17 protein-coding genes are annotated in these 17,962 nt (G+C 69.2%); 7 read left to right on the top strand and 10 right to left on the bottom strand.

Annotated features, from left to right (window positions below; all coding sequences use genetic code 11):
* Window positions 1-76 precede the first annotated feature (76 nt).
* Together ACX80I_RS10200 and ACX80I_RS10195 are read left to right on the top strand one after the other, a co-directional pair.
* Entirely contained in the window at window positions 77-1,006 is a 930-nt protein-coding gene (locus ACX80I_RS10200) for a PfkB family carbohydrate kinase (protein WP_459344999.1), read from the top strand.
* 3 nt (window positions 1,007-1,009) lie between these two features.
* Complete coding sequence (locus ACX80I_RS10195) at window positions 1,010-2,131, top strand: LacI family DNA-binding transcriptional regulator (RefSeq protein WP_459344998.1); 1,122 nt, start codon at window positions 1,010-1,012, stop codon at window positions 2,129-2,131.
* A gap of 41 nt (window positions 2,132-2,172) precedes the next feature.
* Here ACX80I_RS10195 and ACX80I_RS10190 read toward each other — a convergent pair whose 3' ends face one another.
* From ACX80I_RS10190 to ACX80I_RS10170, 5 genes are read right to left on the bottom strand one after another with little or no spacing between them, the layout of a single operon-like run.
* Window positions 2,173-3,294 carry an NAD(P)/FAD-dependent oxidoreductase gene (locus ACX80I_RS10190; RefSeq protein WP_459344997.1) on the bottom strand — a complete coding sequence of 374 codons (1,122 nt, stop codon included), beginning with the start codon at window positions 3,292-3,294 and terminating at the stop codon, window positions 2,173-2,175.
* Window positions 3,281-4,384 (bottom strand): Gfo/Idh/MocA family protein, encoded by a 1,104-nt coding sequence (locus ACX80I_RS10185; protein ID WP_459344996.1) that lies wholly within the window; start codon window positions 4,382-4,384, stop codon window positions 3,281-3,283. Before ACX80I_RS10185 ends, ACX80I_RS10190 begins: the two co-directional genes overlap by 14 nt.
* A complete protein-coding gene (locus ACX80I_RS10180) occupies window positions 4,384-5,151 on the bottom strand; it encodes an amino acid ABC transporter ATP-binding protein (protein WP_459344995.1) in 768 nt (255 codons plus the stop codon). The genes ACX80I_RS10185 and ACX80I_RS10180 overlap by 1 nt, the downstream gene beginning before the upstream one ends.
* Window positions 5,148-5,936 carry an amino acid ABC transporter permease gene (locus tag ACX80I_RS10175; protein WP_459344994.1) on the bottom strand — a complete coding sequence of 263 codons (789 nt, stop codon included), beginning with the start codon at window positions 5,934-5,936 and terminating at the stop codon, window positions 5,148-5,150. Before ACX80I_RS10175 ends, ACX80I_RS10180 begins: the two co-directional genes overlap by 4 nt.
* 59 nt (window positions 5,937-5,995) lie before the next feature.
* A complete protein-coding gene (locus ACX80I_RS10170; RefSeq protein ID WP_459344993.1) occupies window positions 5,996-6,853 on the bottom strand; it encodes an ABC transporter substrate-binding protein in 858 nt (285 codons plus the stop codon).
* A gap of 178 nt (window positions 6,854-7,031) precedes the next feature.
* Here ACX80I_RS10170 and ACX80I_RS10165 point away from each other — a divergent pair, with 178 nt between their 5' ends.
* Window positions 7,032-8,120, top strand: coding sequence for a LacI family DNA-binding transcriptional regulator (locus ACX80I_RS10165; protein WP_459344992.1), 1,089 nt, complete (start codon window positions 7,032-7,034; stop codon window positions 8,118-8,120).
* An 85-nt stretch (window positions 8,121-8,205) separates the two neighbouring features.
* Window positions 8,206-9,051 carry an NAD(P)-dependent oxidoreductase gene (locus tag ACX80I_RS10160; RefSeq protein ID WP_459344991.1) on the top strand — a complete coding sequence of 282 codons (846 nt, stop codon included), beginning with the start codon at window positions 8,206-8,208 and terminating at the stop codon, window positions 9,049-9,051.
* Window positions 9,052-9,186: 135 nt separating this feature from the next.
* On the opposite strand, the gene ACX80I_RS10155 is transcribed toward ACX80I_RS10160, so the two are convergent.
* The 3 genes from ACX80I_RS10155 to ACX80I_RS10145 all read right to left on the bottom strand — a co-directional run bounded on the left by ACX80I_RS10155 (window position 9,187) and on the right by ACX80I_RS10145 (window position 13,098).
* Window positions 9,187-10,671 (bottom strand): CoA-acylating methylmalonate-semialdehyde dehydrogenase, encoded by a 1,485-nt coding sequence (locus ACX80I_RS10155; RefSeq protein ID WP_459344990.1) that lies wholly within the window; start codon window positions 10,669-10,671, stop codon window positions 9,187-9,189.
* A gap of 20 nt (window positions 10,672-10,691) precedes the next feature.
* Window positions 10,692-11,582 (bottom strand): 3-hydroxyisobutyrate dehydrogenase, encoded by an 891-nt coding sequence (gene mmsB / locus ACX80I_RS10150; RefSeq protein ID WP_459344989.1) that lies wholly within the window; start codon window positions 11,580-11,582, stop codon window positions 10,692-10,694.
* 133 nt (window positions 11,583-11,715) lie between these two features.
* Entirely contained in the window at window positions 11,716-13,098 is a 1,383-nt protein-coding gene (locus ACX80I_RS10145; protein ID WP_459344988.1) for an MFS transporter, read from the bottom strand.
* Between the two features lie 258 nt (window positions 13,099-13,356).
* Between ACX80I_RS10145 and ACX80I_RS10140 the strand changes: the two genes are divergently transcribed.
* The 3 genes from ACX80I_RS10140 to ACX80I_RS10130 all read left to right on the top strand — a co-directional run bounded on the left by ACX80I_RS10140 (window position 13,357) and on the right by ACX80I_RS10130 (window position 16,530).
* A complete protein-coding gene (locus tag ACX80I_RS10140; RefSeq protein ID WP_459344987.1) occupies window positions 13,357-13,806 on the top strand; it encodes a hypothetical protein in 450 nt (149 codons plus the stop codon).
* Between the two features lie 141 nt (window positions 13,807-13,947).
* Window positions 13,948-15,174 carry a helix-turn-helix domain-containing protein gene (locus ACX80I_RS10135; protein ID WP_459344986.1) on the top strand — a complete coding sequence of 409 codons (1,227 nt, stop codon included), beginning with the start codon at window positions 13,948-13,950 and terminating at the stop codon, window positions 15,172-15,174.
* Between the two features lie 201 nt (window positions 15,175-15,375).
* Window positions 15,376-16,530: a ScyD/ScyE family protein gene (locus ACX80I_RS10130; protein WP_459344985.1), complete on the top strand. Its 1,155-nt coding sequence runs from the start codon at window positions 15,376-15,378 to the stop codon at window positions 16,528-16,530.
* Between the two features lie 71 nt (window positions 16,531-16,601).
* On the opposite strand, the gene ACX80I_RS10125 is transcribed toward ACX80I_RS10130, so the two are convergent.
* Window positions 16,602-17,288 carry an SRPBCC family protein gene (locus tag ACX80I_RS10125; protein WP_459344984.1) on the bottom strand — a complete coding sequence of 229 codons (687 nt, stop codon included), beginning with the start codon at window positions 17,286-17,288 and terminating at the stop codon, window positions 16,602-16,604.
* Window positions 17,285-17,941 carry an ArsR/SmtB family transcription factor gene (locus ACX80I_RS10120; protein WP_459344983.1) on the bottom strand — a complete coding sequence of 219 codons (657 nt, stop codon included), beginning with the start codon at window positions 17,939-17,941 and terminating at the stop codon, window positions 17,285-17,287. Before ACX80I_RS10120 ends, ACX80I_RS10125 begins: the two co-directional genes overlap by 4 nt.
* Window positions 17,942-17,962 lie beyond the last annotated feature (21 nt).

The following is a 17,962-nucleotide window of genomic DNA, read 5'->3' as shown; positions in this document are numbered from 1 at the left end:
CAGCGGACGGCGAGTCCCTCGTTCCCGGCCGGGTGCCCGTCACCCGGCCGGGACTCCTTCGAGCAGCAAGGCACCCATGCGCGTTCTCGGCTACGGCGACAACATCGTCGACCGCTTCATCGACCGCCGCACCTCCTACCCGGGCGGCAACAGCGTCAACTTCTCCGTCTTCGCGCGCCGCCTCGGCGCCGATGCGGCTTACCTCGGCGTCTTCGGGAACGACCGCTTCGGCGACCTGCTGAAGGAATCCCTCCTCGCGGAGTCCGTCGACATCTCACGCTCGGTCACGAGGAACGGGCCGAGCGGCTGGACGAACATCCGGCTCGAGGCCGGGGAGCGCCAGTTCCTGGACTGGAACGATGGCGGGATCACGCTCGCCGAGCCGCTGCGGCCGTCCGCCGAGGACCTCGCGTACCTGGCCGGGTTCGACGTCGTGCACTCCAGCGTCTATTCCGGCATCGAGGAGCACCTGCCCGCCGTCCGGGCTGCCGTCCCCCGTGTGAGCTTCGACTTCTCCGCGGACGACGACCGGCGGTCCGATGCCTACCTCGCCGCGGTCTGCCCCTCCGTGGACCTGGCGCAGTTCTCCTCCGCGGACCTCGATGATCGGGAGACGCGCGATCTCCTCTCGACGGCGATCCGCCACGGCGCCGGCGCCGCCCTGGCGACCCGCGGCACCGAGGGCGCCCTGTTCCTCGACGGCGGCACGTTCTACGAGGACGGCGCCCAGTACGTCCCGCCGTCGTCCGTCGTCGACACCATGGGCTGCGGAGACGCGTACCTGACGGCGTTCCTCCTGCGGCTGCTGCAGGCCGGCTGGTCGCGCGACCGGCGCGCGGATGCCGTCGACGTCGCAGCCTCGATGCACGCGGCCGCCCGCTATTCCGCGCAGCAGTGCACGGTCGAGGGCGCGTTCGGGCATGGCCGGCCGTTCTCCGACGAGGATCCCGACGAGGCCCGGGCAGCCCTGGTCGGGCCCAGCGCCCCGCTGCCTCGTTACCATTAGCCCATGGCGTCCGAGCATCCTCCCATCAGCGCCCCCACCATCTCAGACGTCGCGGCGGAAGCGGGTGTGGGGCGCGCGACGGCGGCGCGCACGCTGGGCGGTTACGGCTCGGTCAGCGCCGTCGCCCGCGAGCGGGTCCTGGCCGCCGCCGAGCGCCTCGGCTACCGGTCCAACATCCTCGCGCGCAGCATGACCACGGGCGTCACCAATTCCCTCGGGATCGTCGTGGCCGACATCGGGAACACGTTCTTCTCCGGCCTCATCCGCGGAGCGTCGGACGCGGCGAGCGCGAGGAACCTCGACGTGATCGTCATCAGCACCTACGAGGACCTGGCGGCCGAGCGCCACGCCGTCGGCGTCCTCCTCGACAAGCAGGTGGACGGCATCGTGGTGTCCTCGGCCGCGGTCGGCGCGCCCGAGGCCGAGCACCTCACCGAGGCGACCCGGCGCGGCACCCCCGTGGTCCTGATCGACCGGCTTGTCCCGGGGCTGCACCTCGACGCCGTGGTCGTCGACAACCGGGCGGAGGCCCGGCGCGTGACGCGGACGCTCATCGAGGCGGGCCATCGGCGGATCGGTTTCCTGTGGGGCCCGACGACCGACGCCGGGATCGACACCCTGGACGACCTCCTGACCGTCAACACCCGCAGCCTGTGGAGCGATGCGGAGCGGCTGCGGGGGTATCTGGACGCGCTCCGGGACGCGGGCATCCCCTACTCGCCCGCCCTCATCACCACCGGAGCGAAGACGGAGGCGTCGGCGGCGCAGGCCGCCTACGCCATGCTGCGGTCGGACGATCCTCCCACCGCCCTCTTCGCGACCGAGGCGGAAGCACTCATCGGCGCCCTTCATGCCGTCCAGGACCTGGGGCTCTCCTACCCGGGCGACGTGTCCCTCGTGGGCTTCGACGACACGTCCTGGGCGACCGTCATGCAGCCGCCGCTCACGATGATCGCCCAGCCGGTGGACGCGATGGGGCGGTTGGCGGTGGAGCAGGTCGCGTCCCGCATCGGCTCGCCGGAGTACGAGCCCCGGCTGCACATGCTCCCCGCGGAGCTCATGGTCCGTTCGTCCATCGGGCCGCCCTCCCGCGTGCAGCAGGCCACGCCGGCGGGGAAGGCCTGAGCCCTCCCCGTCGGCGCTCTGCGCGTCGCGGGGTTCCCCTCTCAGGCGAAGCGTCCGGGCCGGAAGGTCTCCAGCATCGGGTGCCTGCGGCCGGTCACGATCTCGTTCGCCAGCAGTTCGCCGCCGATGAGCCCGAGGGTGGCGCCGGAGTGGGTGAACGCGACGAAGCATCCGGGCACGGTCCCGAGTTCACCGAACACGGGTTCCCCGTCGCCGGGGATGGGCTTGCGGCCGATCTTCCAGGATGCGGCCGTGAGCCGGGGCTCGCCCTCCAGCAGCTTCGCGGCCTCGTCGGCGAGCTCGTTCACGACCTCCTCCGGGATGGAATACGTCCCGTCGGCGTTCTGCGTGATGCTCTCCTCGTACCAGTCGTGGTCGAGCGCGAAGGTGTTGCCCGGGTTGGGCCGCACAGCCGCCCGCGGGGTGTTCATCACCGTCCTCGCGGGGTGTTCCACGGGAGCGGTGGTCACGAGCATCGACACCGGTGAGGCGTCGGCGATCTCCACGCCCAGTTCGGCGACGACGGCGGGGGTCTGCGGTCCGCAGGCCACGACGACGACGTCGGCCGGGAAGGACCCGGCGTTCGGGGTCTCGATGCCGGCCGCGCGTCCGTCCTCGACTAGGACGCGTGCGGTGCCGGCATGGGTCACGAGCTCGCCGCCGCGGGCACTGAACTCCTCCATCAGGAAGTCGATGAGGTGCGGCAGGCTCACCCAGCCCTCACCCGGGTTGAAGATCGACACGGTGCCGACCGCGTCCTCGCTGATCCCCGGCGTGTGGTCGTTCACGCTGGCCGGGGACACCAGGACCGAGTCGTAGGCGTGGGCCTTCTCGTATTCGTGGCGCGCCACCGTGTCCTGGTCCGAGCCGGCGTCGGCCCAGTGGAGGCCGCCGTCGAAGCGCAGCCAGTCGCGGGACGGGTCCGCGGCGAACAGTGTCCGGTACCGGTCGATGCCGCACACGCGCAGCTGGTGGTACGGGGAGGTCCGCTCCCCCGCGCTGTTCAGCCAGGACAGGGACCTGCCCGAGGCGCCGCTCGCGAGCTCCGCCTCGGTGACCAGGACCACCGATGCGCCCTCGCGCAGGAGGTGCACCGCCGTCGAGACCCCGAGGATCCCGCCGCCGAGGACTGCGACGCGTCGTGTTGGTTCAGCCGTGCTCATGGGTTGATTCCTTTGTGATAGATGCAGGTGATGGAGCCGGAGCCGGGTGTCCGCTCCGGGAGTGCAGGTCCTCGATGATCCGCAGGACGTCGATGGAGTCCTGCGGGTCGACGGGCAGCGGACCCTCGCCGCGCAGGGCGCGGGCCAGGAGGTCGTAGAAGGCGGGATAGTCCCCGCGCTCGGCCGGGACGCGGCGCTCCGAGGTACCGTCCGAGACGGTGCCCCAGGCCTCCTCCGGTTCGACGCCGTACTCCTCCGCGGCGGGATCGGCGCCCACTGCCAGGGCGGGCTCCTGGCGGTCGAGCCCCCATTTCGTATAGGCGCCGGAGGACCCGGAGACGGTGAACCGGGCGCCGGGCCGGGCTGCGAACCCGCTCATCCAGAGCCGCGAACGGACCCCCGAGGCGTGGCGCAGGGAGACGAAGCTGTCCTGGTCCGCGGCCGCATCCGCGGTCCTGCGGTCCAGTTCGCCGTACGCTTCCTGCACCGGGCCGAACAGGCGGATGGCCTGGTCGATGAGGTGGGCTCCGAGGTCGTGGAGGATGCCGCCGCCCTCGGCGACGGTCGTGGTGTCCCGCCAGTTGCCGAAGCCGCCCGGCCGCCACCATTCGAAGCGGCTCTCGAACGTGTGGACGTCCCCCAGCTCGCCCGATGCGAGGAGTCTCCCGAGCGTCAGGAAGTCCGCGTCCCACCGGCGGTTCTGGAACACGGTCAGCAGCACGCCGGCCTCCGCCGCCTCCTGCAGGAGGAGCGTTCCCTCGGAACTCGTGGGGACGAACGGCTTGTCGGCGACCACGTGGATGCCCCGCGCGAAGGCCTGCCGCGCCTGCTCGGCGTGCGTTCCCGGCGGAGTGCCGAGCACGACGACGTCCAGCCCGACCTCCCCGGCGTCGATCAGTGCGAACAGCTCGGCAGGGGTGCCGACGATCCGGGCGGAGGGGTAGCTCGCCCGGGCGTCCTGCGCCCGCTGCGGATCGGCGGTGACGATCACGTCGAGGGCGAAGTCCGCGTTCGCCGCGACGAGCGGGGCGTGGAAGACCTTGCCGGAGATCCCGAACCCGAGGATCGCCGTGCGGAAGGGCCGGCGCATCAGAGCACCTCCGAGAGGAAGCGCTGCAGGCGTGCGCTGCGGGGGTTGTCGAAGATGTCCTCCGGTCGGCCGGCTTCGACGACCTCGCCCTCGTCCATGAAGACCACCTGGTCGGCGACCCTGCGGGCGAAGCCCATCTCGTGCGTCACCACCGCCATGGTCATGCCGCGCTCGCACAGACCGGCCATGAGGGTGAGGACGCCCTTGACGAGTTCCGGGTCGAGGGCGGAGGTGGCTTCGTCGAAGAGCATGACCTCCGGTTCCATCGCCAGTGCACGGGCGATGGCCACCCGCTGCTGCTGTCCGCCGGACAGGTCGCGCGGCCGGTGGTCGGCGCGCTCCCCCAGCCCCACCTCGGTGAGGCGCCGTCGGGCGCGCTCGGTAGCCTCGCTCTTCGACATCCCCTTGACCTTCCAGAGGGCGAGGGCGACGTTCTCCAGGGCGGTGTGGTCCGGGAAGAGGTTGAAGTGCTGGAACACCATGCCGATCCTGCGGCGCAGGACGTCCGGCCGGACGCGCAGGGCGTCCTCGCCGTCGAGCAGGACGTCACCCGAGCTGGGCTCGTGCAGCCGGTTGATGCCCCGCAGCAGGGTCGACTTGCCGGACCCGGACGGGCCGATGATGCAGGTGGTGGTGCCGGGTGCGATCTCGAGGCTGACGCCGCGGAGGACCGGGACGTCGCCGTACGCCATGCACAGGTTCTTCAGCTGGAGGCTGGAACCGCGGAAGGTGAGCTGGTCGGCGGAGGTGCTGGTGGTGCTGCTCATGTGTTGCTCCCTGTGGTGAGCGGGGTGACCGCATCGAGTTCTGTGACTTCCTTGAGCCCGCTCGTCGGAGCCGTGGGCCGGCGGCGGCCGGTGCGGAAGCGCTGGTCGAAGTAGTTCACGAGGTGCGTGAGCGGGACGGTGACGACGAGGTAGAAGATGCCCGCCAGCACGAGCGGCGAGAGGTTCCCCGTGTTCACTGCGGCGTCCTGGCCGACGCGGAAGAGTTCGCGCTCGGAGACGAGCAGGCCCAGGAAGTAGACCAGGGACGAGTCCTTGACGATCGCGATGAACTGGTTCACGAGTGCCGGCAGCACCCGGCGGACGCCCTGCGGGATGACCACGAGTGCCATGGCCCGTCCGTAGTTCATGCCGAGGGCACGGCAGGCCTCCAGCTGGCCCTTGTCGACGCTCTGGATGCCGGCGCGGAAGATCTCGCCGATGTAGGCGCTGGCGATGAGGCTCAGCGCGATGATGCCCAGCGGGTAGGGTGACGGCCCGAAGATGCTCTGGCTGACCTTCGCGAAGCCCTGCCCGATCAGGAGGATGGTCAGGATCGCGGGGAGGCCCCGGAACAGGTCGGTGTAGATCCGTGCGGGGACCCGCAGCCAGCGGGAGGTGGAGATGCCCATGACGGCGACCACCATCCCGAGGACGAGGCCGATGACGGTGGAGGCGGCGGAGATCACGAGCGTGTTCACGAGGCCCACCGTCAGGAGCTGCGGTGCGACGGTGAGCATCGAGTCGACGTCGAAGAAGGTCTTGACGAGGTTGTCGAGGAAGTCCATGAGGGGCTCTCAGTTCGTTGGGTGCGACACCGGGGAGGCGCGCAGTGCCGGCCGTGCGGCTACTTGCTCGTGGGAGCCGGGGTCGCCGTCTGCTCGGCGCTCGGCAGGTACTGCTCGGGCATCGGGGAGCCGGGGAACCACTTCTCGTAGAGCTCCTTCCACGTGCCGTCCTCCATGGCGTCGCCGAGGGCTTCGTTGAGCGCGGCCTTGAACTCTTCCTTGTCCTTGGCGATGGCGAAGCCCGCCGGTGCGTCGAAGGACGGGATGTCCGCTGCGGACACCAGGCCGAACTTCTCCATGTAGTCCTGCGCTGCCTCGTAGTCGAGGAAGTGCGCGTCGACGGCGCCGCTGTTCACCGCGGCGATCGCGGTGTTGTTGTCGGGGAACCGCACGAGGTCCGACTCCGCGAAGTTCTTCACCGCGTAGGCCTCCTGCAGCGTTCCCTGCACCACGCCGATGCGGTGGCCCGCGACGTCCTGCTCGCTGCCGATGCCCGAGTCCTCGCGGGTGATGAGGGTCAGGTAGCCGGCGAGGTAGCCGTCGCTGAAGTCGACGGTCTGCTGGCGTTCCTCGGTGATCCCGATCGCTGCCACTCCGACGTCGAACTGCTCGTTGGCGACGGCGGAGAGCAGGCCGGAGAAGTCCTGGCCGGTGAAGACGACGTCGTCGACCCCGATGCGGTGGGCGACGTCGGTGAACAGTTCGACGTCGAAGCCCGTGAATTCCCCCGACTCGTCGGTGAAGGTGTACGGCTTCGAATCCCCGAGGCTCGCCACGCGGATGGTCCCGGGCTCGATCAGGCCGTAGGGGTTCTCCTCCCCGCTCGAGGCGGCGGTGCCGCCGCAGCCGCTCAGGGTGAGGGTTGCTGCGAGTGCGGCCGCAGCCAGGGCGAGGGGGCGGGAGAGAGTGCGCATCATGTCCGGGTACTCCAAAGGGTTCTGGTGGGGGTGGTGGCCCATGCTCGCTGTCGGCAATGCCTTGGCCTTGCTTGTTGAGTCCGGTCTCACCTGCCTAGAATGAGACCGGACTCACACGGGTTGGTGAAGAACGTACCCCGCGCTCCGACGTAGGTCAACTCTTTTCGGAAAGGGCTTCATGGAATCTTCTTCAGCGTCCCGCTACACGACCGTTGCCGATGTCGCACGCCTCGCCCAGGTGTCCAAGGCCCAGGCGGCACGCGCCCTCGGCGGCTACGGCGCGGTCAGCGACGAGGTCCGCTCCCGCGTCCTGGCTGCCGCGGAAACACTGCAGTACCACCCCAACGAGCTGGCCCGGAGCATGAACACGGGCCGCTCGAAGACGATCGGCGTCGTCGTCGGGGACATCGAGAACCCCTACTTCAGCCTCGCGATGCGCGGCATCTACGACACCTCGAAGGCCGGCGGCTTCGACGTCATCCTGATCAACACCGGGGAGGACCTCGCCACGGAGATCGACGCCGTCAACGTGCTCCTGGACAAGCGGGTGGACGGGATGATCGTCGCGCCTGTCACCCGGTCCTCCAGCACGCACCTCAACCGCGTGGTCGAGTCGGGACGCCCGGTGGTCCTGCTGGACCGGAAGCTGCCGAGCCTGCCGGTGGACTCCGTCGTCGCCGAGATGCGGCAGGTGTCCTACGAAGCCGCGCGCCACCTCCTCGACGAGGGGCACACGCGGGTCGGCTACATCTCCTCCCTCGACGTCGGTGGTGTCGGGTTCACGCTGGACCTGGACCTCGGCACGAATCCCGTCACCGAGAGGATCGCGGGCATCCGCCGGGCCTTCGACGAGGCCGGCGTTGCCCTGCCGACCGACCTGATCCGCCTCGGGGCAGGCAAGCAGCACAGCATCGGCGATCTGGTGCAGGCATTGGTGGCGGGTCCGGATCCGGCCACCGCCATCGTCGCCTCCGACAGCGTGATAGCCCTCGAGGCCCTCGCGGAACTCCAGCGCGCGGGCGTCCGCATCCCCGACGACGTCTCGTTCCTCATGTTCGATGAGCTGCCCTGGGCCTGCCTGATGACGCCGCCCATCACGGTGGTCGCCCAGCCCGTGTACGACCAAGGCGTAGCCGCCGCGGCGCTGCTGCTCCGGCGCATCGGCGGGGACCGGAGCGAGCCCGAGCACCTGGCCCTGCCGTCCCGGCTCATCCGCCGCGGATCGGTCGCGCCGGTCGGGTCCGCGATAGCCGCTGCCTCGGCCTGACGCCGGGGAAGCGCGGATTCGGGGCACGCTCCGGAAAGGCCGATACTGGCAGGACGACCACTACCACCCGCCACCCGGAGGATTCATGAAGATCGCACTGCTCGGCGTCGGACGCATGGGCCACGAACTCGGCGTGCACCTGCTCGCCGCCGGCCACGAACTCACCGCGTGGAACCGGACGGCCGGTGCCGTCGAACGCCTCCGCGACGCCGGGGCCGCACAGGCGGATTCGCCCGAGGACGCCGTTCGGGACGCCGACGTCGTCCTGACGGTGCTCTTCGGCCCGGACACCGTCCGCGAGGTAGTGCTGTCCGGGCTGGAGCTGCCCGCCGAGGCCGTCTGGTTCGACGTCACGACCGTCTCCCCCGACGACGCCCGCGAGTTCGCCGAGTACGCGGCTGCCGCCGGGGTCCGCTACGTCCACGGGCCCGTCATCGGGAGCCTCGCCCCGGCACGTGCGGGCCAACTCGGTGTGCTGCTCGGCGGCGCGCCGGAGGATGTCGACGTGGTCGAACCCCTCGCCGCCCTGTGGGGTGACAGCGAGCGCCTCCGCCGCGTCGCGACGCCGTCCGACGCCGCGACCGGGAAGCTGCTCGCCAACCTCGCACTCGGCATCACCCTGCAGGGCCTCGTCGAGGCGCTGCGCCTGGGCAAGGCGAACGGGCTCGACGCCGCAGCCGTCCTCGACCTGCTCCAGGGGACCGGCCTCGGGGCCATCGCCGGCATGAAGGGCCCGGTCATCACCGGGGGTACCTTCGGGGACACCCAGTTCTCCGCGGACCTGCTCGCCAAGGACGTGCGGCTGATGCTGCGCTCCACCCCCGATCCTCTCCCCGCTGTCACTGCGGTCCTGCAGTCACTCACCGAGGCGCAGCGCGCGGGAGCGGGCGACGACGACATCGCCGTGATCGCGAAGCCGGAACTGGGCTAGGCAGCGACACCGCAGGCCGATGCGAGACGCCGGCACGGCGGAAGGCCCCGATACTGCGGCCGACGTCAGGACGCCGACATCAGGACGCCGACGCCGGAACGAGGCCAGGACTGACGGCCGGGGCCGGGGACCCCGTCAGTCGACCTGCGGGAAGCCGAGGTCGATCGCCGACGTGGACGGGTCGGGCCAGCGGGTGGTGACGACCTTCCCGCGGGTGTAGAACCGGATGCTGTCCGGCCCGTACATGTGGGTGTCGCCGAACAGCGAGTCCTTCCAGCCGCCGAACGAGTACGTTCCGACGGGCACCGGGATCGGGACGTTGACGCCCACCATGCCGGCTTCCGCTTCGACCTCGAACTGGCGCGCCGCTCCGCCGTCGCGCGTGAAGATCGCGACCCCGTTGCCGTACTGGTTGTCGTTGACGAGGCGCACGGCGTCGGCGTAGGTCTCGACGCGGACCACGGCCAGCACCGGGCCGAAGATCTCGTCGTCGTACACCTTCATGCCGGGCTTCACGTGGTCCACGAGGGAGACGCCGAGGAAGAAGCCGTCCGAGTCGAAGTGCTGCTGCGTCCCGTCGACGACGACGGTGGCACCCTCGGCGGGGGCGTTGGTGACGTAGGAGGCCACCCGGTCCCGGTGCTCCGCAGTGATGAGCGGACCCATCTCGGAGTGCGGATCGATCCCCGGGCCGATCCTCAGTGCACCGATGCGTGTCCTAACCGCGTCCACGAGCTCGTCGGCGATCCAGCCCACGGCGACCACGACGCTGATGGCCATGCACCGCTCCCCCGCGGATCCGTAGGCGGCGGAGACGGCCGCGTCCGCTGCCATGTCGAGGTCGGCGTCGGGCAGCACCACCATGTGGTTCTTGGCTCCGCCGAGGGCCTGGACGCGCTTGCCGTTGGCCGCCGCGCGCGAGTAGATGGTCCTGGCAATCGGCGTGGAGCCGACGAAGCTCACGGCTTTCACGCCGGGGTGGTCGAGAATGGCCTCCACGGCCTCGCGGTCCCCATGCACCACGTTGAGCACGCCGTCCGGCAGCCCGGCCTCGGAGAAGAGCTCGGCGATGAACACCGAGGAGGACGGGTCCTTCTCACTGGGCTTCAGCAGCACCGTGTTCCCGCAGGCGATGGCGCTGCCGATCATCCACAGCGGCACCATGGCGGGGAAGTTGAACGGCGTGATGCACGCGACCACGCCCACGGGCTGGCGGATCGAGTGGACATCGACGCCGGTGGACACCTGCTCGGACCGCTCACCCTTGAGCATGTGGCCCAGCCCGGTCGCGAACTCGATGTTCTCCAGCCCGCGGGATATCTCGCCCTCCGCGTCCGAGAGGACCTTGCCGTGTTCGCTGGTCAGGATCGCGGCGAGCTCGGACTTCCGTTCGGTGAGCAGCTGGCGGACCCGGTAGAACACCGCGGCCCGCTTCGCCAGGCTCGCCGAGCGCCAGCCGGGCAGGGCGGCCTCCGCTGCGGAAACGGCCTCGTCGACGCGCGACGGCGATGCGAGGGCCACCTCCTTCTCCTGCTTCCCCGTGGCGGGGTTGAAGACGGGGCCGAAGCGCTCGGCGTCGGCCACGCGTGCGCCGTCGATGTAGTGCGGGATCTGCTGCATGGGAATCCTTCGGTTGGAGGCTAGAGCGTGCCGTCGACGAGCTTGATGATCATGGAGCAGTCCTTGCCGCCCTGGCCGTCGTCGATGAGCCGCTGGAAGAGCTGCTGGACGTGCTCGCCGATCTCCAGCGGGGTGTTCGTATCGCGTGCCGCCGCGACCGCGAGCCCGATGTCCTTGTTCGCCAGGTCCGTGGTGAAGGTCGGCGCGAAGTCGTTGTTCGAGGCGGCGGTCTCCACCACTCCGGGGACCGGGTACCAGGTGCGCAGCGCCCAGCTGTCACCCGAGGACACCGAGGCGATGTCCCAGAACACCTGCTTGTCGAGGCCGAGCCGGTCCGCGAGCACCGCCCCCTCGGCCGTCGACGCGAGGTTGATGAAGAGCATGAGGTTGTTGCAGATCTTCGCGGCCTGGCCGGTGGTCGGGCCGCCGGTGGGGATGATGTTCCGCGCCATCGGTTCGATGAACGCGGTGGCATCCTTCACCGCACCCTCCTCACCTCCGATCATGAAGGTGAGCGTCCCGGCCTTCGCCCCACTGATGCCGCCCGAGACGGGGGCGTCCACGAAGCGGAATCCCTTCTCGGCGGCTGCCGCGTGGAGGGCCGCCGCGGAGTCGATGTCGATCGTGGACGAGTCGACCAGCAGCGTCGACGGATCGGCGGAGGCCAGGATCCCGTCGTCGCCGAGGTACACCGCCCGGGCGTGGTCACCCTTCGGGAGCATCGTGAACACGACGTCCGCCCCCTCGGTCACCTCCGCGATCCCCGACACCGGCGTGACGCCGGCCGCCTCGGCAGCCGCTACCGCGTCGGCGCTGAGGTCGAAGCCCCGCACCGTGTGGCCCGCCTTCACCAGGTTGGCGGTCATGGGGCCGCCCATGTTCCCGAGTCCTATCCAGCCGATCGTTGCCATGTCCGGGCTCCTTCGCTCGTGGGTCTGCAGAGGGACGACGACGACGCTCACCTGCCGCCGTCGTCGTCCCGGTGGTTCCGGTATCGCGCAGTTCCGGCCTGCGGCCACTACTGCGTCGGGCTACTGCTTCGGGCTACTTCTTGGCGGCGGCGAGCAGGTCCGCCGTGCCGCGGGCATCGGCCTCGTCGACGTCGAGCAGCGAGATGCCGCGGGTCTCGCGGAGTAGGAGGACCGCGACGATGGTCACGCAGCAGGCGAGCAGCAGGTAGACGGCGACCGGGGTCGTGGATCCGTAGTCCCGCAGCAGGGTCGTCGCGATGATCGGCGCGAGGGACCCGGCGACGATCGAGGTGACCTGGTAGCCCAGGGAGACGCCCGAGTACCGCATGCGGGTCGGGAACATCTCGGCCATGATGGCGGGCTGGCCCGCGTACATGAGGGCGTGGAACATCAGTCCGATGCTGACGGCCGCGAGGATGATGGCGTCGTTGCCGGTGTCCATCATCGGGAAGGCGAAGAAGCCCCAGGTGGCGCCGAGCACGGCACCGGCGAGGTACACCGGCTTGCGTCCCACCCTGTCGGAGAAGCGCCCCACGACCGGGACTGCGCAGAAGTGCAGGAAGTGCGCCACGAGCAGGAGCAGGAGGATCCGCGTGCGGTCCTCGCCGACCACGGTGCTCAGGTACGTGATGCTGAAGGTGACCACGAGGTAGTACAGGATGTTCTCGGCGAAGCGCAGGCCCATCGCGGTGAAGACGCCGCGGGGGTAGCGGCGGAAGACCTCTGCCACTCCGTACCCCTTGGCCTCCTCGATGACCTCCTTGCGGGCCTCGAGGAAGATCGGCGCGTCGTTGACCTTGGTGCGGATGTAATACCCGACAAGGACGATCACGGCGGAGAGCCAGAATGCCACGCGCCAGCCCCAGCCGAGGAACGCCGTCTCGTCCAGCACGGCCGAGAGACCGAACAGGACGCCCGTGGCGAGGAGGTTGCCCAGCGGCACGGCCGACTGCGGCCAGCTGGCCCAGAAGCCGCGGCTCCGGTTCGGGCTGTGCTCGGCGACCAGGAGGACGGCACCTCCCCACTCACCGCCGACGGCGAATCCCTGGATGAAGCGCAGCACCACGAGCAGCCCCGGGGCCCAGTAGCCCACCTGGTCGAACGTGGGCAGGCAGCCCATGAGGAACGTCGAGACGCCCACGAGGATGATGCTCAGCTGCAGCAGCTGCTTGCGCCCGTACTTGTCACCGAAGTGTCCGAAGACGATGCCGCCGATGGGACGGGCCACGAACCCGACCGCGTAGGTCAGGAAGCCGGCGATGATCGCATCGAGCTCCGAGTCGGCGTTGGGGAAGAAGACGGTGGCGAAGACGAGCGTCGCCGCCGCCGCGTAGAGGAAGAACTCGTACCACTCGACCACGGTGCCGGCCATCGAAGCGACGACCACCTTCTTCAGGCCCGACTGTTCGACGTCGGCCTCCTGGCGGTGCGGCGGGGTGTGCTGGGTTGAACTCATGCGGGCTACTCCTTCGGTGTCTTCGTCGACACGTCCTCGGTGGTGCGGTTCGCCGTGAGCGGCCTCCGCTAGCCGGTGCGCATTGTGATGACGGGCACACCGGAGCGTTAGAAGTATTTCGCCCCGGCGGTGGCATGATCAACGCCGATTAGTGCAGAGCCCTTCTGCATTTACGCACAAGGCGACGCTGCGGCTGGGCGTTCGAGTGATTCCGAATGACCTGTGTGAGGGGCCAACCATCCGGGTACGGTACGAAGTATGGCTACCCCCGATACTCCCGGTCCCGACGCAACCCACCAGCGCCCCGAGGGTGTTTCCGACATCACGGTCGAAGCACTCGGAAAACTGTCCGAAGCACTCGAGGTCGTGGAACATGCCCGCGGACTCCTCTACGGATTCCACCGACTCACCGGCACGGCGGATCTCAACCTCTCCGAAGCCGAAGAACTGTTCCGCAAGGCGGGCCACACGGACATCGCCGACAAACTCGCGAGCGAGATCATCGGCCGCAACGTGATCGAGGGGCGGTGGACGTTCCAGATCATGGAGGACTATGACGACCACTACTACTCCGAGTTCAAGGCCTTCGAGAAGGAAGCCCGCGACGCCTTGGTCGAGGGCAAGCGCCACCTCTTCGAAGCGGAGATGAAGGAAGACCGCCGCACCAAGGGTAAGGAGCACCACGAGGCCCTGCCACCCGAGGCCTGAACGCCGCCGCTGCTGCTCCTTTCCAGCGTTTTTCCTGAGTTTTCCGGATTGTCCGAAGCATCTGTTAGACAAGGGAAGTCACGAATCGAATCCTGCGTGGAGTGCGGATCGCTGTGACCACGTATCTGGGGGCACAAGTACATGCAATTCGGGGACATGCTGCGTCAGGCGCGCAGCGCCAAGGGACTGACCCAGGAGGAACTGGGAGCAGGGGTGTATTCCACCCACTACATCTCCCTCCTCGAGCGCGGACAGCGCCAACCGACTCCCGAGATGGTGCAGCATTTCGCGGCGCGCCTCGGGATGGACGCGCAGACGCTCAACTGGTGGGTCGAGCCACCGGGCGCCGAAGATCCCCCCGCGCTGGCAACCGCGATGTTCGCAGCGAACTATGCGCGGGACATGCACGACGACGCCCTCGCGGCGTCCGAGGCCGAATACGCTGCGAGCATCGCCTTTGAGCAGCGCAACGCTGCGGCGTGGTGGGACATGTCCCTCCTGCAGGCGCAGTCGCTGATCGCACTGCGCCGGTTGGAGGACGCGGAGGCCGTCCTGCTGCGGATGGAGAACTCGTCGCTCATGGTCGCAACGCCGGAAGTGCGGTCCGTCGTGCAGGCACGACTTTCCATCATTGCGCGCAGCACGGGGCGCCTGCTCGAGGGCATCGACCTCGCCCGGCAATCCGTCGAGTCGGTAACGCACCTCGCCGAGCCGTCGCCGGCCCGCCTCCAGGCCGCGTTCATCCTCATCGCCGCGCTGTCCGTGAAGGGCGACCTCGAGGAGGCGTGGGAGGTGGCCCAAACCCTCAGCATCTGTGAAGGCGCTCCATCCGTGCCGTCACTCCTGGTAGCACGGGGGGCCTGGGCGGTCGGGAACGTCGCCTTCCGCCGCGGTGAGGTCGACGTCGGACGTGAGCAGCACGCACTCGCCGCCAGGCTCCTGCTTCCCCAGACGGACCTGACCGCCTGGGCAGAGTTCCACAAAGCGAGTGCGACCTTCAAGCTGCATGCGGGCATCGTCGACGATTCCGTCCGAGAATCGCTGCGCAAGGCGGAACAGGGTCTGGACCTTATCGGTACGCCCAGCCAGCACCTCGAACTGACCATCGCCAAGGCCTACTTCGCCATCCTCACGGAGGATCTGGACACGGCGGGCAAACTCCTAGGAGAGGTCGCCGACCAGCGCAACCTCCTCGAGTTCGAGTTCACGGTAGATCTCGAGGCTTGCCTCGGGCAGTACTACGCGGCAAGGGAGCACCACGAGAAGGCCGCGCACCACCTGTCCGAAGCGGCCCGTCTCTACTCCGAGGCCGGAGCGGACGAGAAGGCCCGCGAGCTGATGGACCAGGTGCAGTCGCTGTCCGACTGAGCGCCCTCCTGACTGACCGGTGTCAGACAAGGTCTTTTTTCGGCACACCGTAGACAGTCGCCCGGGGCAGTCCTAGCATTTCACCAGCACGGGGACTCCTGGGGGACAGGGCCGTGCGCGTAGTCCAGCGGCCTTGCCGCTGCTCGGTGCTGGGGCCGGTCAGAGAGTCTCGACGATCCCTCGCACCCAAGGACGAACTTCATGAAGGGTACAAGCACGCCCATCGTGGTGGCCGCACTCGCGGTCGCCCTCATCTCACCAGCCGGCGCCGCAACCGCGACGCCCGGCTCCTCGCATTACAGCTGGACAGTCACCGCCGGTGAGCCGGACACACTGGCGACCGGCCTTGTCGGCCCGCTTCGCGTCGCCGTGGGCCGGGGTAATACGGCCTACGTCTCGCAGAATTTCGGCGGACAGCTCACCAGTGTGGATCGGAAGGGGGTCCTGGCCACGCTCATCGACAAGCCCGGCATCGAGATCGGAGGCGTGTCCACCCATCACGGCGAGGTGTATTTCACCGAAAGTGCCGGCGGTGGGCCCGAGGGTGAGGGCCCGCTGATCGCCAACGTCAGCGTTCTCGAGAAAGGTGCCGTCCGCGTGATCGCCGATCTCGCCGCGCTCGAGACCGCCAACAACTACGATGCCGCCAACGCCTATGGCTTCCAGAACCTCGACCCCGCATGTGCAGGACTGATCGCGCCGGAGCTCGCGCCCATCGTGCTGCCCCATGGGGGCGAGACCTACTCGCACCCCTATGCAACGGCGGTGTCGAACTCCGGCCGCTACGTGTACGTAGCCGACGCCGGCGCCAACGCTGTGTTCACCATCGACACGCGGAGCAACACCGTCAGCGCGGCCGTCCTCGAACCTGTGCCGACGCTGATCACTCCGGAGCTCTTCGCCTCTGCCGCCGAACAGGGGTTCGAGCTGCCCGACTGCGTCATCGGGTCCACCTTCAACAGCGAACCCGTCCCCACGGACATCGAACTCGGCCCGGACGGCATGCTCTACCTGACGTCGCTGCCGGGAGCCCCCGAGGATCCCACGCTCGGGTCGGTACGCCGGCTCGACCCGGCCACCGGCAGCATCGAGGTCATCGCGTCCGGCCTCACGACACCGACCGGGCTGGCGCTCGACCGGCGGGGCAACATCTTCGTCGCCGAGTTCTTCGCCGGCAGGATCTCTGTCATCGCCGCGGGGACTTCCGAGGCGGTCCCCCTCCTGGAGGCTGTCCTCCCTGCCGACGTCGAGATCGACGGCAAGTACCTGTACGCCACGACGAACGCACTACCGAGCGAAACGGAACCGCCGAACGGCATGCTGGTCCGCTCACGCCTGGACTACAGCAGGCAGTAGTCGCACAACGACGACGCCGTGTCCCGAGTAGGGGCACGGCGTCGTCACGCCTGACCGAACCGAAGATGCGCTCAGGCGTAGATGCTCTTGAAGTACCGGCTCCACGGCTCGGCCTGGTCGTGGCCGGTGCCGGAGAAGTCGTGCACCGTCATGCCGACCGTGGCCCCCCACGCATTCCGGCCGAAGAACCGGTACAGGGTGTCGCCGGTGCGCAGGCCGAGGAAGTGCTCCGTCAGGTAGTCGAGCTCGGCGTCGAGCGGTGCGCCGTCGGGTCCGATCACCGTGACGCGCTCCCCCTGCACCGCGCCGTCGAGCTCCAGGGCGCTGATGAGGCGGGTGAAGCCGTCGGGCACCGCGGAGGAGGCGGGTGCCTGGATGTCCGTGAACGTGACGGGCATGCCGTCGAAATAGCGCAGGTACTGGTCAAGGGTGTGGAGATAGAAGTGCGTGTGCAGCGAGGCGCCGTCGTACTGCTGGTCCCAGTCGTCCACGAAGATGCCGCTGTGCACGTAGTGGAGCCTGGTTCGCTCGTCGCCCAGCGGTTCGAGGACGTGCTCGAGCTGGTTGAACCAGCCGTCCTCTCCGTCCATGCGGTTGACGAGGTGGTGCGGCCTCTCCTCCACCGGGAAGGAGGAGGGCCAGTCATCGGTGGGGAACATCCACGCGGGCGTGCCCGTGGTGACGGCCTCCCATACCCGTTCGGGCGCCCCGCCCACGATGGTGTCCACGACGATCTCGAAGGACCCGTTCTCTTTCATTGCTTCTCCTCAAGGGCTGGCCCGGTGGCCGGGCTGGTAGGTGGGGTATCGATCGGTGCCGGGCGGTGCGCCCGCGCATCCTTCAGTGTCGGATGGAGCGCGACGACCACCCGGTGGCGCCGTCCGCCCGCGCCTGGCCGGTGGTATCGAGCCGCAAGTTGCCCGACGGCGGTGCCGAGCTCCTCCGCGAAGGCCGCACGGTCGGCGGCGGAGGCGAAGGTCACCTCACCGTCGATCGCGAAGGTCGGCAGGGTCTTCCCCGCCGTCGCGGCGCCGGTGATGAGCCGGCCCACCTCCTCGACGAGGCGCGCTGCGAGCGCCAGCAGCCAGAACGCGGAGAACCGGTCGGTGAACCGCCGCGGGTCGGGTGCCACGGAGGCCAGGGCTGACGGTGAGATCACGAACGACGCCGCAGTCGCCTGCAGCACCCGCTCGGTCATGTTGCCGCGCCGCCGCTCCTCGACCAGTTCGACCAGGCCGACGGCTTCGAGCGCGCGCAGGTGGTAGTTGACCTTCTGCCGCGGCAGGTCGGTCAGGGACGCGAGCGACGACGCCGAGCCGGGCTCGCGGAGCAAGTCGAGTAGCCGCGACCGGGTCGGGTCCAGGGACGCGACGGCGGCTGCAGGGTCCTCGATGACGCGGATGTCGTCCATGGGTCCACTGTCCTGCCGACA

Source organism: Arthrobacter rhamnosi (genome assembly GCF_054510855.1).
Note: the sequence above shows the minus strand (reverse complement) of the source record. Positions and strands in the feature narration are given on the sequence as shown.

Bases quoted from the DNA above. Each gene is read 5' to 3' on its own strand.
- ACX80I_RS10200 (WP_459344999.1), top strand. From the start codon at position 77: ATGCGCGTTCTCGGCTACGGCGACAACATCGTCGACCGCTTCATCGAC.
- ACX80I_RS10195 (WP_459344998.1), top strand. From the start codon at position 1,010: ATGGCGTCCGAGCATCCTCCCATCAGCGCCCCCACCATCTCAGACGTC.
- ACX80I_RS10190 (WP_459344997.1), bottom strand. From the start codon at position 3,294: ATGAGCACGGCTGAACCAACACGACGCGTCGCAGTCCTCGGCGGCGGG.
- ACX80I_RS10185 (WP_459344996.1), bottom strand. From the start codon at position 4,384: ATGCGCCGGCCCTTCCGCACGGCGATCCTCGGGTTCGGGATCTCCGGC.
- ACX80I_RS10180 (WP_459344995.1), bottom strand. From the start codon at position 5,151: ATGAGCAGCACCACCAGCACCTCCGCCGACCAGCTCACCTTCCGCGGT.
- ACX80I_RS10175 (WP_459344994.1), bottom strand. From the start codon at position 5,936: ATGGACTTCCTCGACAACCTCGTCAAGACCTTCTTCGACGTCGACTCG.
- ACX80I_RS10170 (WP_459344993.1), bottom strand. From the start codon at position 6,853: ATGATGCGCACTCTCTCCCGCCCCCTCGCCCTGGCTGCGGCCGCACTC.
- ACX80I_RS10165 (WP_459344992.1), top strand. From the start codon at position 7,032: ATGGAATCTTCTTCAGCGTCCCGCTACACGACCGTTGCCGATGTCGCA.
- ACX80I_RS10160 (WP_459344991.1), top strand. From the start codon at position 8,206: ATGAAGATCGCACTGCTCGGCGTCGGACGCATGGGCCACGAACTCGGC.
- ACX80I_RS10155 (WP_459344990.1), bottom strand. From the start codon at position 10,671: ATGCAGCAGATCCCGCACTACATCGACGGCGCACGCGTGGCCGACGCC.
- mmsB (WP_459344989.1), bottom strand. From the start codon at position 11,582: ATGGCAACGATCGGCTGGATAGGACTCGGGAACATGGGCGGCCCCATG.
- ACX80I_RS10145 (WP_459344988.1), bottom strand. From the start codon at position 13,098: ATGAGTTCAACCCAGCACACCCCGCCGCACCGCCAGGAGGCCGACGTC.
- ACX80I_RS10140 (WP_459344987.1), top strand. From the start codon at position 13,357: ATGGCTACCCCCGATACTCCCGGTCCCGACGCAACCCACCAGCGCCCC.
- ACX80I_RS10135 (WP_459344986.1), top strand. From the start codon at position 13,948: ATGCAATTCGGGGACATGCTGCGTCAGGCGCGCAGCGCCAAGGGACTG.
- ACX80I_RS10130 (WP_459344985.1), top strand. From the start codon at position 15,376: ATGAAGGGTACAAGCACGCCCATCGTGGTGGCCGCACTCGCGGTCGCC.
- ACX80I_RS10125 (WP_459344984.1), bottom strand. From the start codon at position 17,288: ATGAAAGAGAACGGGTCCTTCGAGATCGTCGTGGACACCATCGTGGGC.
- ACX80I_RS10120 (WP_459344983.1), bottom strand. From the start codon at position 17,941: ATGGACGACATCCGCGTCATCGAGGACCCTGCAGCCGCCGTCGCGTCC.